Consider the following 25785-nt stretch of genomic DNA (forward strand, 5'->3'; position numbering starts at 1 on the left):
GTGAGCGCCACCTGCCAGCCGGGAAGCAAACGACGCCGCAGGAGCACTAGGCGCTAGCCGCTCCACCGCACTCCGAAACTCCCTCACCGCTGCCTGTAGGTCTGGAAGATCCGGCGTAGCGCCCTCGCTGCGCCGCGCGCTCCATGAATCTCGAGCCACACGTCCCGCCAGCGCGCGAGCGTGCTGCGGAGTGGTAACTAATGGCGCCCAATCAGGGACAACGATCGTTGTGTTCTCTGGAAGCGCGAGTAGTATACGCTCTGAAGGCGATGGCGTGAGAGGCGGTAACGACTGCGCGTTTCCGAAAGGGGCTTTTGTTGTCACGCTCAAGATCAAGGCCACTGATGCAAGCAGCGATAGGCGAAACCACATCACCGCTGGGCACCCCTGCTAAGTATTTGTGTCATGGTTTGCATAAGCTGGATCAGCGTCGCCTTCTGTCCATCCGAGACTGATTCCAAACGAGCGATCTCGCGTCGGAGTGCACGTATCTCCTCGCGTAAACTGGTGGATTGTGATCTTGGCGGCGCAGCAATCGCCTGAGGTTCGGCTCGATGAAATTCCGTTCCACACAACAACATCGCAGGCACTCTAATTCCGTGGTCTTCCGGTAGGGTTACAGAAGGATGACGTCCAAAAGTTATAGATGGTGGATTCATATAGAATACGCTTTCCTGTTGTGAGAATGACCGATATGAGCCGAGCCCGAGAGGATTGGCGGGCAAACTAAAGATGCGCTGGGAGCCAGTTGGCATTCCACTATCCAGCAGACACCAACCGGGCTCAGATCTTAGAAGAGGTGGCACCCCTCTAACCCAAGGACCTGAAAAACCCGCAGCACCGGTCAATTGTGGAAGCTGAATAACACGAACTAAATCCGAAATGAAGATTAGCTCGATCGCTGGCAGAACGAAAGATCCGTGAAAGAAATCTGTGTCTGTCCATCGATCCTCACGAATTGCGAATGCGGGAAGCCCATTCACGCCGTATGGGCTCCCAAGCGAAAGGGGTACTTCGGTCGTGTCGTCGAACCTCTGAACTGAAGGAACATGCGTAATTGAACAATTACGACTGACCGCAATCCGGCGTCCGGTCGACGCCGAATGCAGAACAACATCCGAACCAATTCCGAACGCCTCAGGTTCGCCGAAAGACCCGTCCGGTGACCTAATAAAGAAACGCGAATGCGCGTCGCCAGTGGATTCGGGACGCTGCCATGCACCGGGAGATGCTGGTAGTTCACCAAGCCCGAGCCGGTGTCCAGGCGGAGTGCCTGGCAAAGTGCGCACAGAAAGCCAAAACTTCTCAGCTGGCGTATCCGAGCTTTCCTCGCGCAGATCTACAAGATCTGCCTGATGCTGCCCATTAGCGGGCGCCTCTAGTAGACTGAGTTGAACCATGTCGCCGGCGTGAATGCGAAGACCGCGCGATTGCAGACGACGGAATTGTCTCGCGATAGGCTCCGCTTCCGGCAGGGATGTTGTTCGATTGAGCGGTAGTGGAAACCTGGGCGTCTTCCAGACCCGGAACGTAGCTCTTGTGATCTCTGTGTCTGTCACAGGCCGCATAGTCGGCGCGTCGCGATCGTCGTTCCAAGCAAGGACGTGCGGACCATTCTCGCACGATGCTCTCAGGGTAAGCGTCGCCAGGTTTGGCAAGTCCGTTACTGGGATCAATGCGCGCGGCTGTGGAGGCGGCGCCGCAGCTGGCTGCGCGCCAACGTCCGAAGTGCCGAACGCCAGGAGGAACGCAGCGACGCCTCCGAGAATGAAGATTCGACGCATCTTTCCTCCAACCGATCTTATGGTCATGCCATGCACGACCTTCGTCGCGGGATCGCCGCGGCCTGACTCCGACTTACAGGTAAACTTTTGTGCCAAGACAGAGGCGCGCCGAGACAAAGCGACCGATAGTGTGCTCAATGATGAGACAACGCAGCTCATCTAGGAACTATTCGCCATGAACAACTCTCATTTGGCGGGGTTGTCAGGCAAACGTTGCAAGAATCCGCAGCCCCCCCGGCCGCCGAACACACGCCACGAACCGTACGAGGTGGCGTGACTTCCAGGCGGTTCTCGCCGCTGATCATGACCGCTTGAGATGGACCACATCTGTAGAGTCGCTGACAGAAGATCGCAATCTGCGCGAACGTGGATTCCCCCGACCAGACACCTGGATTCGACGATCCTTGCGCACCGACGGGCGTGGGCGTCGACGCCAAAAACACCACAGCAGCAGCGAAGATCAGAGCCTTCATCGACGAATTCCTTTCGTCTGGAGCCCGCACCTGATACTCCAACATCCAGAACGTCCGCGAACAAGAAATTAGTGTTGCCACTCCGCATTTTTGTCCTAGGAAGTATATCCTCGTAAAGTTCGCCTTTACCGCTGCCGCTCGGCAGATGCGCCTGGAGCGCCGGGCACGGTCGACGCGATGATGATTAGCCACAGATCGCCTCATTGAATGCCCGATCCGCCGCCATCGCATCCATCATGCGCGCGAGCGCCGGCGCTGTGGCGAGTTCGATGACGGCCTGGCGCTGCAGCTCGGCGGGGAACTCCGTCACGCGCGGACAGGGCCGATCAGAAATCCCCGCTCCGCAGCCGCTCGGCAGCACCAGTACGTTCAGCATCACGAGCCGCCGCGTCCGCCGTCCTCTTCGTCGTCTGTTCCTCGCACGCGACTTCGGCGTGACGGGCATCGCGGCCGTCGCGGCGTCCTGCCAAATTGGCTGCGCCAACTGCCGTCAGCGCGGCCGCCAACCATCCCTGTACGGGCGCGACTGGCTAACGCATTCGCAGAGCACCCCCATTCTCAAGGCGGATCGCTCGCATGGGTCGTTCATTGGTCAAAGTGACATGGCTGGGACCCACGCAGTCCGTGCCGCTCCAGCCGCAGCCTAGAGGCTGGCCCAGTCAAGAATGGTGCTTGTAGAATATTTTTCTTCCCATCTATGTTCCCAGATGGTGCTCTTAAAGGGGCGGCGTCGAACCTGGGATGTCGGGCCTCCGACCGCCGCCGCTATCACTCGGCCATCGCACCGAGGAGAGCTTCCGATGAGTATCGCAACAGACACATCAATCCCGCGAACGACCCTACACGCCGAGATTCAACTCCGGCGCCGCGGCGTGCGCGGGCAGATGCTGGCGCTACTGCTCGCGCACGGGGATACCGAGCGTGATGTGGGTCGTGGCTGCGTCGCACGGAGCTGTTCCAGGTTCGCCTTGGCCGAAGCGGCGCGTCAGGGGGTGCCGCCAGATGACGTCGAGCAGCTCCGCCGGCTGGTCGCCATACTCGGCACCGATGGGACCGTCGTGACGGTGATGAACCGGCCGACATGGTACGCTCGGTTTCAGCGCGGCCATGCTCGGCTCAGCGCCCGGGAACGCGCGGCCATGGCTGAGCGGCGCAGCCGTAGCGGAGCGCGCCGTTGATGAGCGAGGTGGTGATGCATCCGAAAACAGCCGAAGGACGGGCTCGTCAGGCGCAGCGGGAGATGGAAGAGACCGGCTTCCTGGACGGGCAGCGGGCAGCCTTCGAGGAGCGCATCAGGCGCCGCGCGCTCGTGCGCCACGCCGAGAAACGCATGGCAGATCGGCCGCTCATGCGTCGCGAGATGGAGCGACGACGTGTCGGAGAGAATCTTTGGTGTCTGCTCGACGAGATCGAGCGTGGGCCGCGAGGGGTCAGCAAGGCGCGCGTCCTCCAGAAGGCGATCAACGCCACGCCAGAAGATTCGACAAAGCATCTGCCCCGCTACGCATTCCGCCCGACCGGAGACTCGGGCGAGACGGAGCGGCGAGCGCGCCATCTCCTGCGGACAGCCTCGAGATTCGTAAAGGTTGCGAAGGCGGCGGCGGAACTCGCCGGAATCGACCCCGATGTGGCAACACTCCGCGTCCTTGAGGGCAGCTACTACACGCAGGATCCACCACCGGCGCCGATCGAGGCTGACCTCGTGCGCCGCACCGGCTTTATGACGCAGATGCTCTCCGATATCGCCGCTAGGCTGTGCCGAAAGTATCCCGCTGCTGCCGCCATTCGGCGGATGGAGACTGCAGGCTGGGCCCTGCAGGCGCCGGGTGACCTGACATCCCCGATGAAGGTCGATCTTGAGCTTCTCGGCGACGAACTCAACCTCTCGCAGTCGGACACTCTGTGCGTACAGACATGGAAGCGGATTGACCGCTACCCTCATGTCCATCTCGGCTATGTTAGCGGAGAAAGTGTAGCCCCAGCAGCCTTTGGCCGAGTTGCCGGCAGCCTACGGTTCCAGGACGAGGACGGGACGGAATTCGAGGCCGGTTTCGACGTCCTCGAAGTGCGCTGCTTGCCAGTGTTCCGCGTCGATCTGGTTCTGATGCCGCGCTTGCCGTCGAGAGAGCCGGCGCTGGTGTTCGCATTCATCTACGTGACGTGGACGAAGCCGACGTCGCCGCTCACCAGGACGTCAGCTGCCGGAGTTGAGTATTCGGTCGGCGAGGAGGAAACACTGGGAGAAATCACCACCTTCGTTTCTCCCCGGACCGCCGCTGGCTTCGTCGATCCAGCCCATGGCGTGCGGATCAAAGCATCCCACCTCGCCTGGCATGGTGGCGCTTGGTCGGGATCACTGATGTTGCTCACCGACTCGGATGGCAGGGTGATGAACGACATGCGGTCGCCGGCGGCGGGCCGAGCGGGCCTGGAAGCGATCCAGGCCTGTGAACTGCCGCGCGAGCTAGTTTGGTTGTCGGACGACCCCCTCCTGGTGCTATGCGATCAGCCTGTGCTGCATCGCCACTTTGCACCGAACCCTCGGATCGCTCATCTCTGGACGGACGACCGCCCCAACGGCGCCCCTTATGCGGAGCATCCGCTCGCCGCCGACCCTGTGCCCACGGCGCCCATGCTTGAGCCCGTCGAAGCGCCCGAGGGGAGTCTTTCGGCCCGGTTGGAGCGCTGGCTCGCGGGCGCCCTCGCTAACCGCGCGACGCTGGAGGCAGACCTGGAAGCGGCAATTGTCGCGTTCCTAGCAAGGGTCGCGGCAACAGCGTCTGACGCGAGGGACCGTCTAGCCGCCGCGGTCTACGGTCCGAGGCAGTGCTAGCGGCGCAAACCGGTCTGGCCGATGCAGCGATCCGGCCCGCCGTCACTCGTGGACCCGCTGCTGCTTCCAGCCCCACGGCTGGCGGCACCGCGAGGTTCGCGACGCTCTCGTGATCGCCCCAGCGCCGGTGACCCCACTGCTCCCGATGCAGGGACTTATCCACGCGACATCACAGCTCCTGAACTCACGCCAAACGACCAGTCGTCAGGTGGCTCAGAGGAACCGCCGATGACGACTTATGGCTCGATCGAAGCAACTTGCTGCATGTGTCACTCGACGAGCATCCAGACGACCCTGGCGAGCACAAATCGGTTCGGCACGGCCGACCTCGACCTGCGTCCGCCTGAGATGGTTCGGAGCACGATGACGGCGTGGATACAGGCGTGCCCGAATTGCGGTTACGTCGCCGAGAAAATCGGCGTCGAACTTCTCACTCCCGATCTCGTACGGCGAGTGCTTGCCGGCGATCGATGGCGCGAATTGATGTTCGGGTGGAAAGGGCCGGATCTTGCCTCCGCCTTCCTCCGCGCTTCCTTATTGAAACGGGAGCTCGGTCAACCGCACGACGCGGCAGATTCCGCACTGCGCGCAGCCTGGGTAGCCGATGACAGGCACGACCGCGTTCTGTCGATCGAATGTCGAAAGGAAGCGACACAGCTCACGGACTTGGCGCTTGAGGGCAAAGATCCGGATGACGAGGCATGTCGCAGAATGCGGATCCGCCAGGTCGACATCCTCCGGCGCGCGGAAATCTGGACAGCGGCGGAGAGACTTTGCGAAGACCTGCTCGATGGCTCCCCCGAAGGCACCGCCGGCATCGTGTTGCGCTTTCAGGCGAGCCTCATCCAAAAACGCGACACTTACTGTTACGCAATCAGCGATGCTCTCAGATGGACAAGGCCTCCGCTAGAGCCCGGCCCAGAAGGCGACAGGCAACAGCCAGCAGCAGGTAAAACGGCGCCCTGGATGTCAGCGTTGCGCTGGCTCACATCGCTGCGTCGTTAAGCAACTCGAACCAGTTGCACGCGAAGCGTGATGCCTACCTTGCGTGCTTGGCGGGCAAAACCCTGACGTACGCGGGAAGGACTTCTTCCAACACGGCGAGCATCGCCGTAGCCGTCGGCATCAGAAATAGTCTGCCGCGTCCACCGGCTTGCCGAGTCCGAGTTCCGCAAGCCGTTCCCAGCTTGTCGTTCGCGATGCGGCATCCGGCCATCGGAGCAGCAGCATGTCTCGCAGCCACCTCTGCCAGAGCTTTCGCAGCGCGTCCGTGGCACGATCGATGCCGCCAATATGGGCATCCAAGATTTCTCTCTCGCGCTCACCGGGCCTGTATTCTAAGAAAGAGTCGAATGGTCTTTCTATCCCCGCGTACGAATCACAAATAGTCCGCAGGATACTCGGCAGTGGCACGTTATCGGCTTCGTTCCTCGACATAGCTTCCGACCGGATATCGTGGACGGTGCCCATGGGGCCTGCCTCGTTTTCCTCGCGACGACCGTTGTCGGATCCATACCAGGCGGCCCGCAATGCGTCAGCGTCATCCCGCCAAGCGACGCCAAGTTCTTGGCACATCAGCTCGAGTAATTTGCCGTGATACCTCTGCAGATCTTCGTGGGCGTGGTTCCGAAGACGCCAGCCGCCTAGAATATGTTCGGTCAACGTTTCGATCGTGATGCTGGCGTCGCTGGCGGGCGGCCGAAGGTCAGCATCCGGATTCCACACCATCGAGATCCTCTTCGCCGGTTGATAAGCGTCGGGGGCGGAAACGGCCGCTCCGATTACACCCGCAAATATAGCAAGGTTCTGCTCTCCGATCCGCTTGGCCTCGCGCAGCCTCGGAGCGAATGGGCGGTGGCGCGCACCCGCATCACAAAGCAATAACCTGATCGCACCCTTCGCTTGGCTTCGAGCGGCGACAGAGCGAATGGTCGTGGGCCAGCGAAAGACGGAGCCCGCGATGATGAAGATCCGAGCCACGAACCAGCAGCGCAGCCTCGACGCCTTCCTCGCCTGCAAGGCCGAGTTCGATGCGCTGCTCGCCGAGTCGCAGCGGGCCAGCGCGGATCACTTCGGCACTGACCCGGACACGGTGCTTTGGGCACAGGCCGCCTGGCTGACCGACGCGATCCGCCAACTGCGTGACATCGCTGACCAGCACTTCCGCCGCGGCGAATGCGCCGCCTGACGCGACGCTCCACCCCGCCGCCCTGCCCGGTTGCGGCCCGGCGGGGCTCGGGCTGGTAGCACCCGGATCATCGGGTGCGGACCAGGAGCCCGACGATGACCAAGCTCTCCGACACCCAGCGCGTGATCCTCAGCCGCGCCGCCCAGCACGACGCGCTGCTCGCCACCCCGCCCGCCAAGCTGCCCGCCGCCGCGCGCCAGGCCGTCCTGCGCAGCATGATCGCCAAGGGCCTGTTGGAGGAGGTGCCCGCCGCGCGTGAGGCGATCGCGCTCGGCTGGCGGCAGGACGAGGACGGGCCGTTGATCGCGCTGCGCATCACCGCCGCGGGGCTGGCCGCGATCGGCGTCGAGCCCGAGGCGCCGACTTCTCCAGAGGCTGTGGATGACGGCGACATCGCGGGCGAGCTGACCTCAGCGGCGCCGGCCCCAGTGCCATCCACCGAATTACCCACAGGGCCAAAGGGAGCCTCACTGGCGGCGTTTCCGCCCGCCCCGCCCTCCGGCGGCGGCGAAGCCCCAGAGGGGCCTCAGCGCCCGCCTATGAGTCAGCACGCCCCAATCGGCCGCGCCGCTGCCCTGCGCATGGCCGCGACGACAGTCCTGACCGCCTGGGACGCCCCGGAGCGCGACGGACTCGATGACGCGATGGCGGCCCTTCGCGACGCCCTGGCAGCGTCCCCGCGGGCTGCACGCGCTACACGCCCGCCGCGCGACCCCGCCATCCCGCCCCAGGCCCGCACCGGCACCAAGCAGGAGGCGGTCCTCGCCCTGCTCCGCCGCGACGAGGGCACCACCATCGCCGAGATCATCGACGCCACCGGCTGGCAGCCACACACCGTCCGCGGCTTCGTCGCCGGGCTCAAGCGCAAGGGCGTGACGGTCGAGGTGCTGGAGCGCGTCCGCCAGGTCGGCCCGAACAAGCAGGGTGCGAAGGGCTCCTACTCGATCTACCGCGTCGCCGAGGCGGGCTGATGCGCCTGGGCGCGAACGCACCACGCCTGGCGGTCGGGTTGATCCGGGTCTCGACCGCCGAGCAGGGCAACAGCGGGCTGGGCCTGGAGGCCCAGCAGGCGAGCATCCGGTCCTTCGTCGCCGCGCAGGGATGGACGATGGTGGCGGAGTATTCCGACATCGCGTCTGGCAAGGACGACCGGCGGCCGGGGTTCCAGGGAGCGCTGGAGCGGTGCCGTCAGCTTGGCGCGGTGCTGGTCGCCGCGCGGCTGGATCGCATCACGCGGCGCGCGCACACGCTGTCGCAGTTGTTGGAGGATGGGGTCTCAATCCGCGCGGCCGACATGCCGGGGGCCGACGACCTGATGCTGCGCATCTACGCCGCGATGGCGCAGAAGGAGCGCGAGCTGATCAGCGAGCGGACGCGGGCGGCGCTGGCGGCAGCCAAGGCGCGGGGGAGGGTTCTGGGCGGCGACCGAGGCTATCGGCCGGCCGCCAGCCCGGACGCCGCAGCAGCGGCCCAGGCGCGGCGTGAGGCGGCGGAACGCACGGCGCATCGGCTCGGGCTGGAAGTGGACCGCCTGCGCGCAGAGGGGGTCGAAGGACACGCGGCCCTCGCGCGTGCTCTCAACGCGCGGGCTGTGCCAGCGCCGCGCGGCAGCGTCGCCTGGACCCACACCACCGTCGCTCGCGTGCTGGCCCGCACACGTTGCATCGAACGCTAGCCGAACACTCGCCCCGCCCCGCGGCGCTGAAATCCCTTGGACCGGGCACGCACGGACCAGCACACTGGGCCGTAGGGGAGATGTCATGGTGAATGAGTATGCTGGGAGCAGGATGCATGTCCTCGATTGGGTCGAGGGCCGCAGCGGCGGCTTTGTGGAATCCCTGAATGCCATGCTGACGCTCACGGGCGCCAGCGTATCGCCTGAGGCGTTGTGGCGCCCTGTCGGCTACAGCAATCCCGCAGAGGCGCTCCTCGACCGCGATTGCGCGCCGTTGCTTCCGGCGCAGGTCAGTCGGTGCCTCCGTGAATGGTGGCTAGCGGTTGACCATCCGACGGCCAGCGGACCGAATTGGGACCTCGTGGCGGCGGTAGACTTTCCCGAGCGGCGCCGCGGCCTCGTCCTGGTGGAGGCCAAGGCCCACGTCGGTGAGCTTGCTAATGAGGGCGCCGCAAAGCGGCTGCGTTCCGACGCCAGCGCCAACAGCCACAAGAACCACGAGAGGATCGGACGCGCCGTTGCCGAGGCGTGTCAGGCACTGAGGGCCTCAGACGCGCGCATCGGCATTAGTCGTGACCGTTGCTACCAGTTTTCCAATCGCGTCGCCTTTGCCTGGAAGCTCGCCTCACTGGGCATCCCAACCGCTCTAATCTATCTCGGCTTCACCGGTGACGCGGTCATCGGACGCCTGTCAGCGCAGATCCGTGATGCCGAGCACTGGCGCAGCCTGATCAAGCAGCAGACGGATGACGTGTTCCCGACGGAGATGTGGGAACGGGAGATCGCAGTAGTGTCGACCCCGCTTTGGCTCTTGGCGCGGACACTACCTGCCTATCGCCATTCACCTGAGTTGGCAGTTCGACGCGCATCGCGAGGAGGGCAGGCATCCTGACGCCACGCGCCATGACGACGACCTGGCTCCCGCCCGGCGGGTCAGTGAACGCCTTTGGGGCGCGTTCAACGTGAGCACTCCGGTCGACGCAGAAGCGCGAGGCCTTGCCTATGCGGCCGCGCGGGAGGTCATCGCCCCTGCAAACTCAGGCTGGCCGATGCTGCCGAATGCCCTCGCGGACGACGCGGTGCGAAAGACTGGTGAGGGTCGCAAGCGCGCGCTAGCCTGGATCGACACCGCGCTCGGAGCGCCCTGGCTGCGAATCATCGACGCGCCCGACTACGTTGGCTGGCGCCGTCTTGCCGGATCACTCACCGGCACGTTCAGGGACGGCCTGACGCCCGATCCGGCTTTCGACCAAAGCTGCACGCTGGAGATTTTGGACCTGGCCGTGACGCGTACCGGCTGGGCTTTCACGCCGGGCTGCCTCACGGTCAGCATGCACGCGCTCGGCCGCCTGGTGCAGCGCGGGCGCGTGCGTGCCACGGCCGCTCTGCGGGCCGCGGTACTGGATCTGCACGACACATTGCTTCGAATGCCAGAGGCGACCGTAGGTGCCATGATCAACGCGCGGCTCGGGATCAACCCAAGCGAACAGAGAGCGGATTTGCTTTTGCCAGGGCCAGCCGGCGGCGCATGGGCAACAACGATTCTCCTGGTTGAACTCGAGCGGACTCGCACGCTCCGACCAATGTGGGCGGCCCGCACCTACCTAGACCAAGACCAGCTTGACGATTCACAGGCCAGCGCGGTGGCAGGCCTTCGCAGGTCAATGCTGCCAGACCGCTACAGCCCGGGATCGGCGGGCTACGGGATGCTGAGGCCCGCAATGCCACGGCCGCCCGAGGATGGCGTATGACGCATTCACCCGGCTCATTGCGCTCTGAACCAGGCTGCCTGGTCGGCGGCTGCACGACGGCGAAGGGTCGAAAGGGGACACGCGTGCGCTGCTATGTCCCCGTCCCCTCTCCTGTTCACCACCGACCAACGGTCGTTGCTCGGTGTTGAACAGATGCGATGCGACGAGGGTCAGCCGAGATTCTTCGGCGCGTAGGTCTCGAGCCACTCCTGCTCCGACAGCCGCGGCTGAACGTTGATCACGTACCGCTGCTGCACCTCGCCCTTCACCGTCGCCTCAACATCGTGCTTCTCGCGCCAGCCCCCGCGCGCCTTCATCCAGAAGATCGCCGCCGCCACGTTGTTCTGCCGCGTCGCCATGTTGAACAGCGCCTGCGCCACCTTCGTGTTCGCATCCGCCTCCGCCTGGTCCAGCTCATCGCCCAGCAGCGCGTTCAGCCGCGGCACGTCGATCTTCAGGTAGCCCGCAATCGCTGTGCGCGGCGCGCCAAACCCGGCCATCGCCCTCGCCGTCCGGCGCTGCTCGTCGGTCAGCAGCAGCCTGGTCTGCTCGACCTCCGAATCCGAACCCGCCGGTGCCGTCATTGCCGCTCGCCGTCGCTCGCGGTCGTCTCGTCCACCAGCACCACCTGGACCGTCTTCACCTCACGCTCGAGGCGCCGGATCTCCGCATGCAGTTCCGCATCGCTCATCCGGCTGATGTCATCATCGATCACCGGCTTGATCTCGACCTTCTCGCGCCAGCCCGCCCGCGCCTTCATCCAGAATATCGCCGCCGCGACGTTCTTCCCCTGCGTCGCCATCTGGAACAGCGACTGCGCCACCTTCGCGTTCGCCTCCGTCGTCCCCCGGTCCAGTTCCTCCCGGAAATGCTTGCGCAGGGTCTTGGCGTCGATCCCGAGGAAGGTCGCGATGTCAGTGTGCGGCACGCCGAACCCGGCCATGGTCTTCACCGTGCGGCGCTGGTCAGGGGTGGGGTCATGCCGGCGCATGGGGCGCCTCCGCGGGGCTGACAGGCGCGCCAGGGACCGGGCCAGGGGCGAGACCGCTGAACCGCGCCCCGTCGCCCTCCCGCACCGCGTCCTGGCCCGTGAAGGCCTCCCAGCGGGCAATGGCGACGTCCACGTAGGCCGGGGAGAGCTCGATGGCGTGGCAGGCGCGGCCGGTCATCTCCGCCGCGATGATGGTGGTGCCAGAACCCGAGAAAGGCTCGTACACCGCCTGCCCGGGCGAGGAGTTGTTCTCGATGGGCCGGCGCATGCATTCCACCGGCTTCTGGGTGCCGTGCACCGTCTCGGCGTCCTCGCTGCGCCCGGCGATCTGCCACAGGGTCGTCTGCTTGCGATCGCCCGACCAATGGCCCTGGCCGCGCACCGCGTACCAGGCGGGTTCGTGCTGCCAGTGGTAGTGGCCGCGGCCCAGCACCAGGCGGTCCTTGGCCCAGATGATCTGCGCGCGGATGTCGAACCCGCAGGCGGTCAGGCTCTCCGCCACCGTCGTGGCGTGCAGGGCGCCGTGCCAGACGTAGGCGATATCGCCGGGGAACAGCGCCCAGGCCTCGCGCCAGTCGGCGCGGTCGTCGTTCTCCACCTTGCCGGTCCGGCGGGTGGTGCTGACCCCGGCACGGTTGCGCCACTCCGGGTCGTAGGCGACGCCGTAGGGCGGGTCGGTGACCATCAGGTGGGGGCGCACGCCGGCCAGCACCGCCGCCGCGACAGCGGGGTCGGTGCAGTCGCCGCAGGCCAGGCGGTGGCGGCCGAGGATCCAGACGTCGCCCGGCTTGGAGACCGGTGTCTCGGGCAGCGGCGGGATGTCGTCAGGGTCAGTGAGGCCGGTGGTGGGCTCGGCGAGGAACCCCGCGATCTCGTCGGCGTCGAAGCCGGTAAGGTCGAGGTCGAAGCCCAGCGCCTGCAGATCGGCGAGTTCGAGGCGGAGCAGGTCGTCGTCCCAGCCGGCGGACAGCGCGAGGCGGTTGTCGGCGAGGATGTAGGCCTTGCGCTGTGCCGGCGTGAGATGCGCGAGCTCGATCACCGGCACCTCGGCGAGCCCGAGTTTCCGCGCGGCGAGCACGCGGCCGTGGCCGGCGATGATGCCGTTGTCGCCGTCGGTCAGCACCGGGTTGGTGAAGCCGAACTCGCGGATGGACGCCGCGATCTGCGCGACCTGCGCGTCGCTGTGGGTGCGCGCGTTGCGGGCGTAGGGGATCAAATCCGCTGTTCGGACCGTTTTGTAGGTCGGGAAGTCTGCGTGCGAAGCGACGGTCACCGGCATCTCGAAAACCTCCTGCGCGGAGTGGATGTCGGGCCCTGCGCCGCGACCTCGATTGAATACCGGATCGCGATTCTTGGGCACAATCGACCGCAAATGCGATGCGCTACGCGGCGGTACGATCGCTGCAGATTTATTCGATGTACGATGACGCTGCTGCCATCGCGTCGAGAGACTCATCGAGCCTCGCCTGCCCTATCGAGGGACCCTGGTGCCTGCAGCGCGTAGTCAGCGCCGACGTTGTCTGCGACGTGCCCAGCTGGTGCGCGCAGCGGGATGCATCGAGTGACGCAGTGACGCACGTGACGCATTTTCCTTCGTGCGCGCCTCGCGTGTGCATGTTCTACGCGCGGTTGAGCCACCAGTAGTTGAATAAGATTTCGGTCCGCTGCTTGGAAGAGAAGTGCGTCACGTGCGTCACTGCGTCACGCCTCTCACCCATGGGAGGCCGCTGTTCGTCCTCTTCCCGCGAACCCATCCCAGCCGTTCGAGCGCCGCCGCAATGCGGCGCTGCTCCTGGGTTCCGACCTTCGACCGATCGAGTCCGATGGCCTGAGTCGCCACGTCCAGAAGCGTTACCTGCGCCCTGCCATCCAGCCATGTGGCGATCACATCTTCCCACGCATCGACCTCGTATCGCTGCTCCTGTTGAGGCCGAATATGCATGCTCTCGAAACCGGAGGTTGGCCACCAACCCGCGCCCTGGTTGAACAGCGCCACAGCTTCCGCGAATAGTTGGTCGCGGTCGCGCGTGAGGGCGTCCGTGTCGATCACACCGACCTTCACCGGCCAGAACCGTCGGCCGCCTGTTTCGTCGCGCAGATACGCGACCTTGTTGGTAGTTCCGATGAATACGCATTGCCTGGGCTCGATCACTTCGAGGCGGCCATAGCTCGGCCGATAGCGCTCGGTGTCGCGAGTGACAAAGGCCTTCAGCGCTGCTGCCTCTGCTTTGTCGAGGGCGGACATTTCCGCCACCTCGATTAGCCATTTGCCCTTCAGGTGCTGCGACACGTCCTTGCCGCCCCGGATATCGGGCATGTTGTCCGAGAACCAGGCGCCGCCGAGAATGCGGCAGGCGGTGCTCTTGCGGGCGCCCTGGGCGCCTTCCAGGATCAACATGTAGTCGCACTTCGCGCCCGGTTGCATGACGCGCGCGACCATGGCGATTAGAAACATCGTGCCTATGCCGCTGGTGTATGCGCTGGCCTCTGCGCCGAGGTAGACGTGTAGCCAGGTCCCCAGGCGCGGCTTCCCGTCCCAGCGAAGCGCACCGAGGTAGTCGCGAACGGGATGGAACGCATTCTCCGCGGCAATAATCTCGACCGCCTGGTGCACGGTTTCCTTGCCAACTGTCTCCAGCCCCTCCTCCTGAAGCATGGCTTGTAGCCGGCCAACGTGTACTTCGGTCGCCGGCACCATCGTCATGTGCGCGCGATGCTCGGGGATCACGACGACACGCAGCATCTCATCCAGCCGGAACACACCCCGAAGGCGGCCGTCCTCGCGCAGAGCCAACAGCGCGTTGTAAAGGTTGCCGCGCGGCGTGCCGTCCTGACCGTTCTGGCATTTTGCCAGCCATTCAGCGCGAGGTCGGGCGCGCTTGTTCGCATTCTCCCATGCGCGCTTCGCCTCACGCTCTCCGTTGGGCAGGCCCTTCTCGGCAAGCCATTCTGCCGCGTGAGGATGGGCACCAAGCGCGGCGAGCATGTCCGCGTAGCTTCCGCCATCACGCACAACGCGACATGCGATGCCGAAGGCAATCGCGCTGCGGCTGCCATCGTTGCCACGTTCGTCCCGATTCTGCTGGCCGCTCGGCTTCCTGCCGGTGGACTCCTTCCGTTGAGCCTTCAGCTTCTGTGCGAAAGCAGGCCCGGCCTTCTCGATCAGCCACCGGAGGATGTCGGTGCTGACATGGCGCAACAGTTCGATGTCGCCGTGCTGTCGATCGGTCACAGCGAAGAAGCGATTGCCAAGGTAGAGCTCGATCGCTGGCGGATGGTCGGCGCCGCTCGAACGCTTGTACTGCCTGCCCCATTCGGACTTCATCAACTGCCGCAGTGTGACCAGGTCACCAGCGTTGTAGGTGAAGAAGACCTTCACCCCCGTGTTGGAGGGTGAGACTTCGGTGTAGGAGCCGAACCGCTCGACAATCTCGACAGCCCAGGGCGCCATGCCGCCGCTCTCATCGAGGCATCTATCAAGATCCAGACCGGCAAGGGCGAGATCCTCATACTGGCCCAGCATGATGCCGACGCCGCCAACGCCGTAGGGCTTGGGCAGCAGATCGGCCCGCTCTCTTGCCGCGGCACGGCCGCACCATGTCGAAGGAGTATCTGCCTTCGCCTTCGCGCCGTTCGATTGGAACGGCACTTTGGTGGGCTTCCCATCTCGATCCTGTGTCTGCCAAGCAACCCACCGCGGTATCGTCGCGAGGCTCGCCAGCGTGGGCATCTGGAAGCCACCGTCAGCCATTTTCGGTGCCCTCCGGCGGCTGGATCCGGCGATCCGCGCTGCCGACATGCGACTGAAGGTGGGGACGGCCGGCGCGCGCCAGGGCCTCCTGCAGCACCAGGCCGAACGAGCCGATCGCCGCGGGCGGCGCGGTTCCCGAGATCGCAGTGACGCGGGCATCATCCACCCACTTCCGCCGGAAATTCGGATTGCGATCCGCGTCAGACATCGCAGCGGCGACGGCGGCGTCCATCACGCCGGCCCCCGGAGCTGTTCGACCTCGAAGGCTTCGATGTCCTCCAAGCGGTAAACCACCCTCCCGCCGATCTTGAGGTGCCGAGGCCCGGCCTGGGTCTGCCGCCATTTCTCAAGCGTCCGGCCGCTAATGCGCCAACGCTTCGCCAATTCCGACTGCGTCAGGCGGACGCTGTTGAACCCACCTGCATTGGCGCTCGAAGCCGGTCGTCGGTCGCACATCGTCGTGCCTCACAGCATCTGCTCGTGGGGCAGAGTTGGGAGGAACCGAGACCAGCATCCACACCCAGGATCTAAGGATCCCGATCCTTGGATGCTGGCCGTGGATGCTGGGCTTTCAAGCGCCGATGTTCCTCTCGCAGCTCGTTTTCAATATGCCCGGCGCTGGGGGTCTGATGGCCATCCACCTTCGTCTTGATCCATTCCTCCAAGGCCGCGGCCTCAGCGCCGAGCGTCAACGCGTGCTCGCCAGTCGCGAATCGCTGCCGCATCTTTCTCCGAAGGATCGGTATGAAGCTGACTTTCACCGGCAGCCTGAGGGGCGAGCCCTCTTCCGCCACGACGCGCCGAGCGTACTCATCCAGCAATACGAACACCTCTTCGTCCGTCAACGTGGCAGCCGTGAGAGGCGTGACCGGCCCACGAGGCTCGGCAGCGGCAGGTGGAACCTCGTTCTTTGCCACTGGTGGCTCCGCTGGCGCCTGCTTCGAGACCCTCACCGCCAGGTAGGTTCTGGAGTCGCGGCGGACAGCATTGGCGCGCAGATCGAACATCAACTCCGCAGCCCAGAAACCAGGAATCGCCTCGATGGCGGCGGCAGGGTCGTCTCCAGACAGAACGCCTCGCAGGTACATTTCGCCTCGCTCTATCCGTCGTCGAAAGTCGATGGTCAGCTCGTTCCAGGCGGCGGTCAGGAACACATAGTTCGTCTCCGCCATCCACGATCGGCTGGTGGGCTGGCTCCATTCTGTCTCGTGCGTCAGCTTCGGCATGAAGTATCGGTGGAGCTCGATTGCGATAAACTTTCGCTCCTCCTCACGAACGCGGTTGACGAGTCGTGGCTCACACCACTGCGTCATGGCCTCAAGCAGCGAAAGATCCTGGTCCGCCGCGCTAGGGCACGTATCGCCAGGTGTGCGATTGCCCGGCTCATCGCTGCCGACTTCGGGGACCGCTCCGAAGGACAATTGCTTCGATGTCTCGACGGCAACGAAGGTTTGGTCTTCGAAGAACACCGCCCCCGCCCGCAGGTCGAAGTCGAGCGCACGTCCCCAAACGCTCGGAATTGGCTGCGCATTCTGCCGATGCTCGGGTCGCATCATGCGTCCCGTAAGTTGCAGCGTGCCCTTCTCCACTTCCAAACGGACGTGGTCGAAGACCGCGTCCCAAGCACGATCCAGCGCCGCAATCCCAGCAGGGCGTCCGGCCATCGACATCATCCGACCACGCTGAGGGCGCGCCCGAGGCTGTGTGATGGTCGCGATCGCATCGCGTCCCCATCGCACAAGCTCGTCGTGGTGGGTCATATCCTCCGCGTCGCGAACGGCGTCCATGAGATGCGGAGGCGTCCACGCCAGGACAGCCTCGACAAGAGCCAGGCGGCGGGGGCGCGAATCGTCGGTCATGCCCGAAACGATAGCGTTGCGCCGCGCCTGTCCGTGTTGGGGAAATCTAATGCCTCGGCATGAAACATCAGCCGCTGACCCCGTGCGGCACCTTCCCCCTCACCTCCGCGAGATCTGCGACATCCTCGCCCGCGGCCTGGTGCGGCTGCGTAGCCGCACTGCCGAGGAGTTCGACCGCGACAGGCGGACAGGCGGAGAGAGTTCGCTACACTTCACCGCCCACCAGAGCGTGCATGCGGTCCCCTTGGAGAGGAGTCCCGCATGACCCGCCGCACCTATTCCGGCGATGCCATCGAGCCCGTCGCGCGCTCGATGGCCGCCATCCCGCCCGCCGACGTGCTCGGCCGGCTTGCCGCCCTGAAGACCACCGCCACGCCGGCGCTGAAGCAGCAATGGCGGGAACTCTTCGGCACGGATCCGCCGCCGTACAATCGGCGCTTCCTGGAGAGCCGGCTCGCGTACCGGATTCAGGAGCTCGCCTATGGCGGGCTGAAGCCGGAGACGCTGGCCCGCCTCGAGGCACTCGGTGAGCAGCTCGACGGGGGCAAGATCACCGTCCGCCGCATGCGCGGCGACGACAAGCCGATCGCCGGCACCCAGCTGATCCGCGAGTACCAGGGCGTCGAGCACGTCGTGACCGTCACGCGCGCCGGCTACGAGTACCAGGGCCAGCCCTACCAATCGCTCTCCGCCATCGCCCGCGCCATCACCGGCACGCGGTGGAACGGGCGCATGTTCTTCGGGCTGCGCCCGAGCCGGAACGCGGCATGAAGCGCGACGCAAAGCAGGCCGGCGCCATGCCGGCGGCCGTGCGGAAGCTGCGCTGCGCGGTCTACACCCGGAAGTCGAGCGAGGAAGGCCTCGACATGGAGTTCAACTCCCTCGATGCGCAGCGCGAGGCCTGCGAGGCCTTCATCGCCAGCCAGCGCGCCGAAGGGTGGGTGCTTGTGCGCGACCGCTACGACGATGGCGGCATTTCCGGCGGGACCCTGGAACGCCCCGCCCTGAAGCGCCTGGTCGCCGACATCCAGGAGGGGTTGGTGGATGTGGTGGTGGTCTACAAGATCGACCGCCTTTCCCGCTCGCTGGTGGACTTCACCAAGCTGGTCGAAGTGTTCGACGCGAACAACGTGACGTTCGTGTCGGTCACGCAGAGCTTCAACACCACCACCAGCATGGGGCGGCTGACGCTGAACATCCTGCTGAGCTTCGCGCAGTTCGAGCGCGAGGTCATCGGCGAGCGCATTCGCGACAAGGTGGCAGCGTCGCGCAAACGCGGCATGTGGATGGGCGGCTACGTGCCGCTCGGCTACGACGTACGCGAGCGGAAGCTGCTGGTGAACGCCGCCGAGGCCGCCCTGGTGCGGCGGATCTTCCAGGGCTTCGTCGAGCTGGAATCCTGCACCCGACTAGTGCAGGTGCTGCGCGCCGAGGGCGCCACCACGAAGCGGGGTAGGCTACTGACGAAGAGCGACGTCTACCGCATTCTCAGCAACCGCGTGTACCTGGGCGAGGCGGTGCACAAAGGCACTGCGTATCCCGGCGAGCACGACGCCATCGTCAGCCAGGCGCAGTGGGACGCGGTGCACGCGATCCTGCAGGTTAGCCCACGCGTGCGGGTCAACCGGACGCGGAACACCACCGCGCCGCTGTTGCGCGGACTGATCTTCGACAGTGACGGTCGCGCCATGTCGCCGAGCCACAGCCGCGGCCGGGGCGGACAGATGTACCGCTACTATGTCAGCCAAGCCGTGCTGAAGGGCGGCGCGACGGAGCGGCCGGCGATCGCGCGGCTGCCGGCCGGGGAGATCGAGACGGCGGTGGTCGCCCAGGTCCGCGCGCTGCTGCGCCAGCCGGAGATGGTGGTCGGCACTTGGCGCGCGGCGCGTGCGTCGGCGCAGGACGTGACCGAGCAGGAGGTGCTGCAGGCGCTGGAGCGGATCGAGCCCCTCTGGGAAGAGTTCTTCCCCGCCGAGCGAGCGCGGATCGTGCGGCTGCTGGTGGACCGCGTCGACGTCCGGGCAGAGGGCGCCGCGGTGAGGCTGCGGCTGGACGGGCTCGGCAGCCTGGTCCGGGACCTCGCTGCCCAGGCCCCCGACGCCGGGAGGGCGGCGGCATGAGCGACGCAGCTCAGACTCTCACCGTGGTCATCCCGCTTCGGGTGAAGCCGCGGGGCGGGCGGAAGGCCATGGTCACGCCCGGCGCGCTCGCGCTGGAACGCCGGCAGGACATCACGCTGATCAAGGCGGTGGCACGGGCGTTCCGGTGGCGGCGGATGCTGGAGGCCGGGCGCTTCGCCACGATCAACGAACTGGCGGCGGCCGAGAAGATCAACTCGTCCTACGTCTCGCGCGTGCTGCGACTGACCCTCCTGGCGCCCGACATCGTGGAGGCGATCTTGGACGGGCGGCAGCCGGAGGGGATGACGCTGCCGGGGCTGATGGGCCGTTTTCCGGTGGTGTGGCACCAGCAATGAACGAACGACAGCGTGGATAGGCCCCCTTGCGCCGGTTCCGCTCAATTCCCACTGCCTCAACTCGGCGGACGCTTCACCCAGGCATCTCCACGTAAGGAGCGCTCCCGGCCGTAGTCGAACAGTGGGCGCATGTAGGACTGCGCGAATGGCTGATCGTAAGGGACAGTGAAATCCCGCCCGATGAAGGCGAGGTTGAAGTCCACCCGGTCGCGCTCGGTCGCAGTGTAGATTCGCCACACGTCGTTGACCCCTGCGGAGGAAATCATGGCGGCAACCGCGCGGCCTGCAATGCCGATCGTCCGTCGGTCCACTGAAGCCCATTCGGGATCAAGCCGGCCGTTGCGAAGGACCCACGCCCTGGCCGGCGCTATCGGCTGCCCTCGTGCCATCCGCGCGCGACGAAACGTGCCGACGCTCGCCGGATAGAGGAAGACTTGAGCGAAGGCGCCGCCGTCAACGTGGAGTTCTTGGAACTCCTGGCCGTCAACGGTCACGTCGAACAGCACCGGTGAGAAGGCACCCGGTATGGCGGAGGAAGCCAGCAGGATCTTTCGAACCGTGTCCAGCGCCCTCGGGTGTCCGCTCTTGGCGATGGCGCCGATGTTCCAGATGATCGGCATTTGCGCATCGAGGTTGGACGTGCCGACCAGCAGCAGCCGGCCGCTGTCATAGGCGCGGGCGATTTCGGCCAACAGCGCGTTGTCGATGTATCGGGAGATCGTCCGGAACAGCGGGCCGTTGTCCGCCATACCGTCGTTCCAGATGGCTGCTGTCATGCCGCGCTGAACGATCACGTCGGCGAGCGTGATGTCCGTGAAGACACTTTTCAGATCAGCGTCACGGGCACTGCCCAGAAAAGCGAAAGGAGCGGTCAGCGCGCCGGTGCTGATACCAGTTACGAGGAAGAACGGCGGGCGATCGCCTCGCTCAGACCAGCCGTTGAGCACTCCCGCGCCAAAGGCGCCGTTTTCGCCGCCGCCCGAGATGCCCAGCAAATCCAACTCCGGCATTGGTGCGTTGGCAGAAAGGCCACGCGCCGCCATCTGGCGTTCTACAGCGGCGGTGAACTCCCGCTGGAGCGCCGCCTGGCCGGCAGCCTCTAAAGGAAAGAACCTCTCGTTCGGCAGGCCAACAACCGACGCGGCACTGGCGCGGCCACTCGGCACGGCCGTGCCGCGGGTCGGTATGGAGCAGCCAGGGAGGGCCACGACACCACCGGCAGCGAGGGCTAGCAGCGAGCGCCGACGTGGCTGGGTCGCGGTCGGCACTGAGCTCAGCGGGGGCATCGCGGACTCCTTGACCGGGGTGCGGATTGAACCCCGGCTTCACCGGGACATCCGCCTGGTGAAATCACCAAGCTGCCGGGGCGTAACCATCCGGGGCGTAGCAGTTGAGCGTCGCCGCGGTTATCGGAGAATGCCAGCCCTTTTTCGCCGCGCTTCTCAGCGGACAGCCCCCAGAGATCTGATCGGGAGAAGATCGGGCGTAGTGCCCTTGTGTGCCTTACTCGGTCTACCATCCTGTCGTGTTCTGTTTGGCCGGGCCGGAGTGGTCGAGGAAGGCGATGGTCGCCCCGGCGTGCTGGCGCTGGAGCGCAGGCAGCATCACGCTCATCAAAGCGGTCGCACGCGCCTTCCGGTGGCGGCGGATGCTGGAGACCGGGCGGTTCGGCACGATCAACGAACTGGCCGCAGCCGAGACGATCAACTCGTCCTACGTCTCGCGCGTACTGCGGCTGACGTTGGTGGCGCCGGTATCGTCCAGGCGATCCTCGATGGGCGGCAGCCAGGCGGCGTGACGCTGCCGGGGTTGATGGAGGCGTTTCCGGTGGAGTGGGAGCGACAGGCAAGCGGTCCATAAACGCCGGCTTCTGTTTTTGCCGCTGCTGGAGTTCTGACTGGCCCCGCGCGAGCATCGCCCTATATCCCGAATCATGAAGCGAGCACCGCCACGCGCGCCACAGCCTGACCCAGCGCGTTCCATCAAGGCTGCGATTACCGGCCGGGTTATCGCGCTGTTCAACGATCGCTCGCGCGGCGAGGCGCCCGTCACGCGCCGCCTCGATGGCTTGTTCGGCCCCCAGGCTGTTGCATGGCGTGTCCATGGCGACGTTACGTCGATGATGGTCGGCGGGATTTCGTCGCTGTTGCTTCAGATGCTGCACCCCGCCGTGCTGGCCGGCGTCTGGGATCACTCCAGTTTCCGGACCGACATGCACGGCCGCCTTCGGCGCACCGCGCGCTTCATTGCCCTGACCACCTACGGCGGGCGCGATGAGGCCGATGCGGTTATTGCTCGCGTCCGCCACATCCATGACTGCGTGGGGGGCATGTTGCCGGACGGGACCCCCTACGCCGCGAATGATCCGGCGCTGCTGGCCTGGGTCCATGTCACCGAGGCGACGAGCTTTCTGAACGCCTGGCGCCGCTACGTCGAACCCGGCATGTCGGCGGCGGACCAGGATCGGTACTTTGCTGAGATGGCGCAGGTGGCGCACGCGCTGGGTGCGTCACCGGTGCCGGTGGATCGGTCAGCAGCGCGCCGCCTCGTCGAGACATACCGACCGCACCTGCGCACCGACGCCCGTACTCGCGAAGTCCGAGACCTCGTTCTGAAGGCGGCGACGGCCGACCGCCTGGCCATGGGCGTGCAGGTGCTGGGCAATCAGGCTGCCATCGACCTGCTGCCCGCATGGGCGCGACGCATGCACGGGCTGCCTAATCCCCTGCTCGCCCGCCCCTTCGTGCGCGCCGGGACGCTCGGGGTGGCGCAGACACTGCGCTGGGCCTTCCGCTAATTTGGTTATGGTGGCGGCGGACGCTGGAGGCCGGGCGGTTCGCCACGATCAATTAGCTCGCCGAGGCCGAGATGATCAACTTGTCCTACATCTCGCGCGTGCTGCGCCTCACGCTGCTGGCGCCCGACACTGTCGAGGCGATCCTGGGCGGGCCGCAGCCGGAGGCGATGGCGCTGCCGACGCTAACGCAGCTGTTTCCGGTGGAATGGGTTGTCGAAATCTCTAGTATTGCGATGCAACGTGCTTCACCACGCCGGAACGACTCTCCCTTGCTTCAGTCCTCATCCAACGGTTCAGCGGTTTCGCTACCAAAGCTCGCAACCCGTGAGATCGAAGCGGCCAATCGCGCTGAAGCGACGGCGCTGCTGATCCGTGCAAGGTTTCGAGTCTACCGGCCAGAGGCTGACGTCACGGGCGAAGACCTCGTTTTGAGATGGCCCGATGGCCGCTTGCGAGCGGTACAGCTGAAGGGACGCCCCGCTGTCGATCGGTTACGATACAGCGGTCGAAACATCTGGATGCTCTTCCCGGATCCTTACGGAAATTGTCCAGGCCGGAACTGGTTCTTGGTCGATCATGATGAATTTTACTCGTGGGTCGAGAACAGGCATGGGCGATCGCCTAAGTGGGAGCAATCTTGGAGTTACTCCTACATCACGAAGGCACTCGGCGTATTTCTAGCGCCGTATTGTCATATCCACTGGTCGTCGCAATCGACCGCGGCGGATATCACCGTCTCTAGCGCGGCTACCTCTCTCTGAGCCTATGGACAAGACATCACTCAGCGAGCGCGACATCTGCACGAAGTTCATCACGCCGGCGCTGCGCGCTGCCGGTTGGGATGAAATGCTGCAGATCCGCGAGGAGGTCAGCTTTACCAAGGGGCGCATCATTGTCCGCGGCAAGCTGGTCAGCCGCGGGCAGGCCAAGCGTGCCGACTACATACTCTCGGTGAAGCCCAACATTCCGCTCGCCATCATCGAAACGAAGGACAACACCCACAGCGTCGGAGACGGCCTTCAGCAGGCGCTCGAGTACGCGGAAACGCTCCAGATCCCCTTCGTCTTTTCCTCCAACGGGGATGGGTTCGTTTTCCACGATCGAACGGCACCCGGCGGCCCGTCGGAAACCACACTGAGCCTGAACCAATTCCCTGCGCCCGATGAACTCTGGGCACGCTATCGCACCTGGAAAGGCATCGATCCCACCGCCGAGCAAATCGTCCTTCAAGACTACTACGACGACGGCAGCGGCAAGGCGCCGCGCTACTACCAGGTCAACGCAGTCAACGCCGCGATTGAGGCCATCGCCAAGGGGCAGGATCGCATCCTGCTCGTGATGGCCACCGGCACGGGCAAGACCTACACGGCCTTCCAGATCATCTGGCGGTTATGGAAGGCAGGCCGCAAGAAGCGCATCCTTTTCCTGGCCGACCGCAACGTGCTGGTCGATCAGACCATGGTGAACGACTTCCGCCCGTTCGGCGGCGCTATGGCCAAGCTGTCCACCTCGTCGAAAACCATCGAACGCGCTGACGGCACGAAGGTTGATCTCACCCTGGCGCTCGACCGGCAGCGCCGAATCGACAGCGCCTACGAGATTTACTTGGGGCTCTACCAGTCCATCACCGGGCCAGAGGAGCGCCAGAAGCTCTACAAGGAATTCTCGCCGGGCTTCTTCGACCTCATCGTGATCGATGAGTGCCACCGCGGCAGCGCGGCCGAGGACTCCGCCTGGCGTGAGATCCTGGACTACTTCGCATCCGCCACGCAGATCGGCCTGACTGCTACCCCCAAGGAGACGCGCTACGTCTCGAACATCGAGTACTTCGGTGATCCGGTCTTCTCCTACTCCCTGAAGCAGGGTATCCGGGATGGCTTCCTTGCCCCCTACAAGGTGGTGAAGGTCCATATCGACCGCGACGTCGAAGGCTACCGCCCCGAGAAGGGTCAGCTCGACCGCGATGGAGAAGAGGTCGAGGACCGCATCTACAACACCAAGGACTTCGATCGCACGATCGTGCTGGATGAGCGCACCCGGCTCGTGGCGCGGAAGGTGACCGAGTTCCTGCGCGAGAGCGGTGACCGCTTCCAGAAGACCATCGTCTTCTGTGTCGACCAGGAACACGCAGCGCGCATGCGCCAGGCCCTGGTCAACGAGAACGCCGACCTAGTGGCCGCCAACCACCGCTACGTCATGCGCATCACTGGCAACGACAAGGAAGGCCAGGATCAGCTCGGCAACTTTATCGACCCGGAGTCTACCTACCCCGTCATCGTCACCACCTCTCGCCTGCTCTCGACTGGCGTGGACGCACAGACTTGCCGGCTGATCGTGCTCGATCGCGAGATCGGCTCCATGACGGAGTTCAAGCAGATCGTAGGCCGCGGAACGCGCGTGCACGAGGACACGCGCAAATTCTACTTCACCCTGCTCGACTTCCGCGGAGCCACAAACCACTTCGCCGACCCCGACTTCGACGGCGAGCCGGTGCAGATCTACGAGCCCGGTGCCGATGACCCAATCACGCCGCCCGACGACGCACCGCCCGGTGCCGACGATGCCATCACGCCCGGCACCGACGAGACAGTTGTGGATGACCCCGACGGCGTGCACCTGCCGACCAAAGGCAGCGGCCAGCGCAAAGTCTATATCGACGGTGTCAGCGTCAGGATCATCACCGAGCGCATCGAGTACCTCGACGAAAACGGCAAGCTGGTCACTGAATCGCTCCGCGATTTTACCAAGGCCGCGCTGCGCAAGCGCTTTGCCAGCCTCGATGACTTCCTCAAGCGCTGGAAATCAGAAGCGCGCAAGCAGGCCATCGTGGAGGAGCTGGAGGCCGAGGGCCTGCCGCTCGACCCGATTGCGGACGAGCTCGGCAAGAACCTCGATCCCTTCGATCTCATTTGCCACATCGCCTTCGATCGCAAGCCGCTTACCCGCCGCGAACGGGCGGACAACGTGCGCAAGCGCGATGCCTTCTCGAAGTACGGTCCCCAGGGCCGCGCCGTGCTGGACGCGCTGCTGGCCAAGTATGCCGATGAGGGCGTGCTGAACCTCGACGACGCCAACGTCCTGCGCGTGACGCCCTTCACGGCCATGGGCAGCATCGTCGAACTCGTCCGCGCCTTCGGCGGCAAGCTGGGATTCGAACAGGCCGCGCAGGAATTGCAGGCCGCACTCTACCAGGATATCGCCTGACCC

General features: G+C 65.1%; 23 protein-coding genes. 14 read left to right on the forward strand and 9 right to left on the reverse strand.

Going from position 1 to position 25785, the window contains the following annotated elements:
* Nucleotides 1–2441: 2441 nt before the first annotated feature.
* Nucleotides 2442–2633, reverse strand: a complete 192-nt coding sequence (locus MWM08_RS19850; protein WP_244408244.1) for a hypothetical protein — start codon at nt 2631–2633, stop codon at nt 2442–2444.
* 801 nt (nt 2634–3434) lie between these two features.
* On the opposite strand from MWM08_RS19850, the gene MWM08_RS19855 reads away from it, so the two are divergent.
* Together MWM08_RS19855 and MWM08_RS19860 are read left to right on the forward strand one after the other, a co-directional pair.
* A complete protein-coding gene (locus tag MWM08_RS19855) occupies nt 3435–5090 on the forward strand; it encodes a hypothetical protein (RefSeq protein WP_244408245.1) in 1656 nt (551 codons plus the stop codon).
* Between the two features lie 228 nt (nt 5091–5318).
* Nucleotides 5319–6095, forward strand: coding sequence for a hypothetical protein (locus MWM08_RS19860; protein WP_244408246.1), 777 nt, complete (start codon nt 5319–5321; stop codon nt 6093–6095).
* 120 nt (nt 6096–6215) lie between these two features.
* Here the strand turns inward: MWM08_RS19860 and MWM08_RS19865 are convergent, their stop codons facing one another.
* The gene (locus MWM08_RS19865; protein WP_244408247.1) at nt 6216–6818 is read right to left on the reverse strand and encodes a hypothetical protein; all 603 of its coding nucleotides are present in this window, start codon (nt 6816–6818) and stop codon (nt 6216–6218) included.
* 232 nt (nt 6819–7050) lie between these two features.
* Between MWM08_RS19865 and MWM08_RS19870 the strand changes: the two genes are divergently transcribed.
* The 5 genes from MWM08_RS19870 (at nt 7051) to MWM08_RS19890 (ending at nt 10704) form a co-directional block, all read left to right on the forward strand.
* Nucleotides 7051–7278, forward strand: a complete 228-nt coding sequence (locus MWM08_RS19870; RefSeq protein ID WP_244408248.1) for a hypothetical protein — start codon at nt 7051–7053, stop codon at nt 7276–7278.
* 95 nt (nt 7279–7373) lie between these two features.
* On the forward strand, nt 7374–8249 hold the full coding sequence (locus MWM08_RS19875) for a DUF3489 domain-containing protein (RefSeq protein ID WP_244408249.1): 876 nt from the start codon (nt 7374–7376) through the stop codon (nt 8247–8249).
* Nucleotides 8249–8953 carry a recombinase family protein gene (locus MWM08_RS19880; protein WP_244408250.1) on the forward strand — a complete coding sequence of 235 codons (705 nt, stop codon included), beginning with the start codon at nt 8249–8251 and terminating at the stop codon, nt 8951–8953. The genes MWM08_RS19875 and MWM08_RS19880 overlap by 1 nt, the downstream gene beginning before the upstream one ends.
* Before the next feature lie 112 nt (nt 8954–9065).
* Nucleotides 9066–9845: a hypothetical protein gene (locus MWM08_RS19885; protein ID WP_244408251.1), complete on the forward strand. Its 780-nt coding sequence runs from the start codon at nt 9066–9068 to the stop codon at nt 9843–9845.
* A gap of 70 nt (nt 9846–9915) precedes the next feature.
* Complete coding sequence (locus MWM08_RS19890; protein ID WP_244408252.1) at nt 9916–10704, forward strand: hypothetical protein; 789 nt, start codon at nt 9916–9918, stop codon at nt 10702–10704.
* A 170-nt stretch (nt 10705–10874) separates the two neighbouring features.
* On the opposite strand, the gene MWM08_RS19895 is transcribed toward MWM08_RS19890, so the two are convergent.
* The 6 genes from MWM08_RS19895 to MWM08_RS19920 all read right to left on the reverse strand — a co-directional run bounded on the left by MWM08_RS19895 (nt 10875) and on the right by MWM08_RS19920 (nt 17305).
* Entirely contained in the window at nt 10875–11288 is a 414-nt protein-coding gene (locus MWM08_RS19895) for a hypothetical protein (RefSeq protein WP_244408253.1), read from the reverse strand.
* Complete coding sequence (locus tag MWM08_RS19900; protein WP_244408254.1) at nt 11285–11647, reverse strand: SAM domain-containing protein; 363 nt, start codon at nt 11645–11647, stop codon at nt 11285–11287. Before MWM08_RS19900 ends, MWM08_RS19895 begins: the two co-directional genes overlap by 4 nt.
* A gap of 34 nt (nt 11648–11681) precedes the next feature.
* A complete protein-coding gene (locus MWM08_RS19905) occupies nt 11682–12974 on the reverse strand; it encodes a site-specific DNA-methyltransferase (protein WP_244408255.1) in 1293 nt (430 codons plus the stop codon).
* 414 nt (nt 12975–13388) lie between these two features.
* Nucleotides 13389–15446 (reverse strand): virulence-associated E family protein, encoded by a 2058-nt coding sequence (locus MWM08_RS19910; protein ID WP_244408256.1) that lies wholly within the window; start codon nt 15444–15446, stop codon nt 13389–13391.
* Entirely contained in the window at nt 15439–15678 is a 240-nt protein-coding gene (locus tag MWM08_RS19915; protein WP_244408257.1) for a hypothetical protein, read from the reverse strand. Before MWM08_RS19915 ends, MWM08_RS19910 begins: the two co-directional genes overlap by 8 nt.
* A 295-nt stretch (nt 15679–15973) precedes the next feature.
* Entirely contained in the window at nt 15974–17305 is a 1332-nt protein-coding gene (locus MWM08_RS19920; protein ID WP_244408258.1) for a hypothetical protein, read from the reverse strand.
* Nucleotides 17306–17566: 261 nt separating this feature from the next.
* Between MWM08_RS19920 and MWM08_RS19925 the strand changes: the two genes are divergently transcribed.
* From MWM08_RS19925 to MWM08_RS19935, 3 genes are read left to right on the forward strand one after another with little or no spacing between them, the layout of a single operon-like run.
* Nucleotides 17567–18076, forward strand: a complete 510-nt coding sequence (locus MWM08_RS19925) for a DUF2924 domain-containing protein (protein WP_244408259.1) — start codon at nt 17567–17569, stop codon at nt 18074–18076.
* Entirely contained in the window at nt 18073–19425 is a 1353-nt protein-coding gene (locus MWM08_RS19930; protein ID WP_244408260.1) for a recombinase family protein, read from the forward strand. The genes MWM08_RS19925 and MWM08_RS19930 overlap by 4 nt, the downstream gene beginning before the upstream one ends.
* The gene (locus MWM08_RS19935; protein ID WP_244408261.1) at nt 19422–19781 is read left to right on the forward strand and encodes a hypothetical protein; all 360 of its coding nucleotides are present in this window, start codon (nt 19422–19424) and stop codon (nt 19779–19781) included. Before MWM08_RS19930 ends, MWM08_RS19935 begins: the two co-directional genes overlap by 4 nt.
* Nucleotides 19782–19837: 56 nt before the next feature.
* On the opposite strand, the gene MWM08_RS19940 is transcribed toward MWM08_RS19935, so the two are convergent.
* Nucleotides 19838–21067: a patatin-like phospholipase family protein gene (locus tag MWM08_RS19940; protein WP_244408262.1), complete on the reverse strand. Its 1230-nt coding sequence runs from the start codon at nt 21065–21067 to the stop codon at nt 19838–19840.
* Nucleotides 21068–21345: 278 nt separating this feature from the next.
* Between MWM08_RS19940 and MWM08_RS19945 the strand changes: the two genes are divergently transcribed.
* The 4 genes from MWM08_RS19945 to hsdR all read left to right on the forward strand — a co-directional run bounded on the left by MWM08_RS19945 (nt 21346) and on the right by hsdR (nt 25782).
* Nucleotides 21346–21579 (forward strand): hypothetical protein, encoded by a 234-nt coding sequence (locus MWM08_RS19945; protein WP_244408263.1) that lies wholly within the window; start codon nt 21346–21348, stop codon nt 21577–21579.
* Nucleotides 21580–21714: 135 nt separating this feature from the next.
* Nucleotides 21715–22578, forward strand: a complete 864-nt coding sequence (locus MWM08_RS19950) for an oxygenase MpaB family protein (RefSeq protein ID WP_244408264.1) — start codon at nt 21715–21717, stop codon at nt 22576–22578.
* Nucleotides 22579–22658: 80 nt separating this feature from the next.
* The gene (locus MWM08_RS19955; protein ID WP_244408265.1) at nt 22659–23339 is read left to right on the forward strand and encodes a hypothetical protein; all 681 of its coding nucleotides are present in this window, start codon (nt 22659–22661) and stop codon (nt 23337–23339) included.
* A gap of 4 nt (nt 23340–23343) precedes the next feature.
* Nucleotides 23344–25782 carry an EcoAI/FtnUII family type I restriction enzme subunit R gene (gene hsdR / locus MWM08_RS19960; protein ID WP_244408266.1) on the forward strand — a complete coding sequence of 813 codons (2439 nt, stop codon included), beginning with the start codon at nt 23344–23346 and terminating at the stop codon, nt 25780–25782.
* The last annotated feature ends 3 nt before the right edge of the window (nt 25783–25785 follow it).

The organism is Roseomonas fluvialis (assembly GCF_022846615.1).
GTDB lineage: Bacteria > Pseudomonadota > Alphaproteobacteria > Acetobacterales > Acetobacteraceae > Neoroseomonas > Neoroseomonas fluvialis.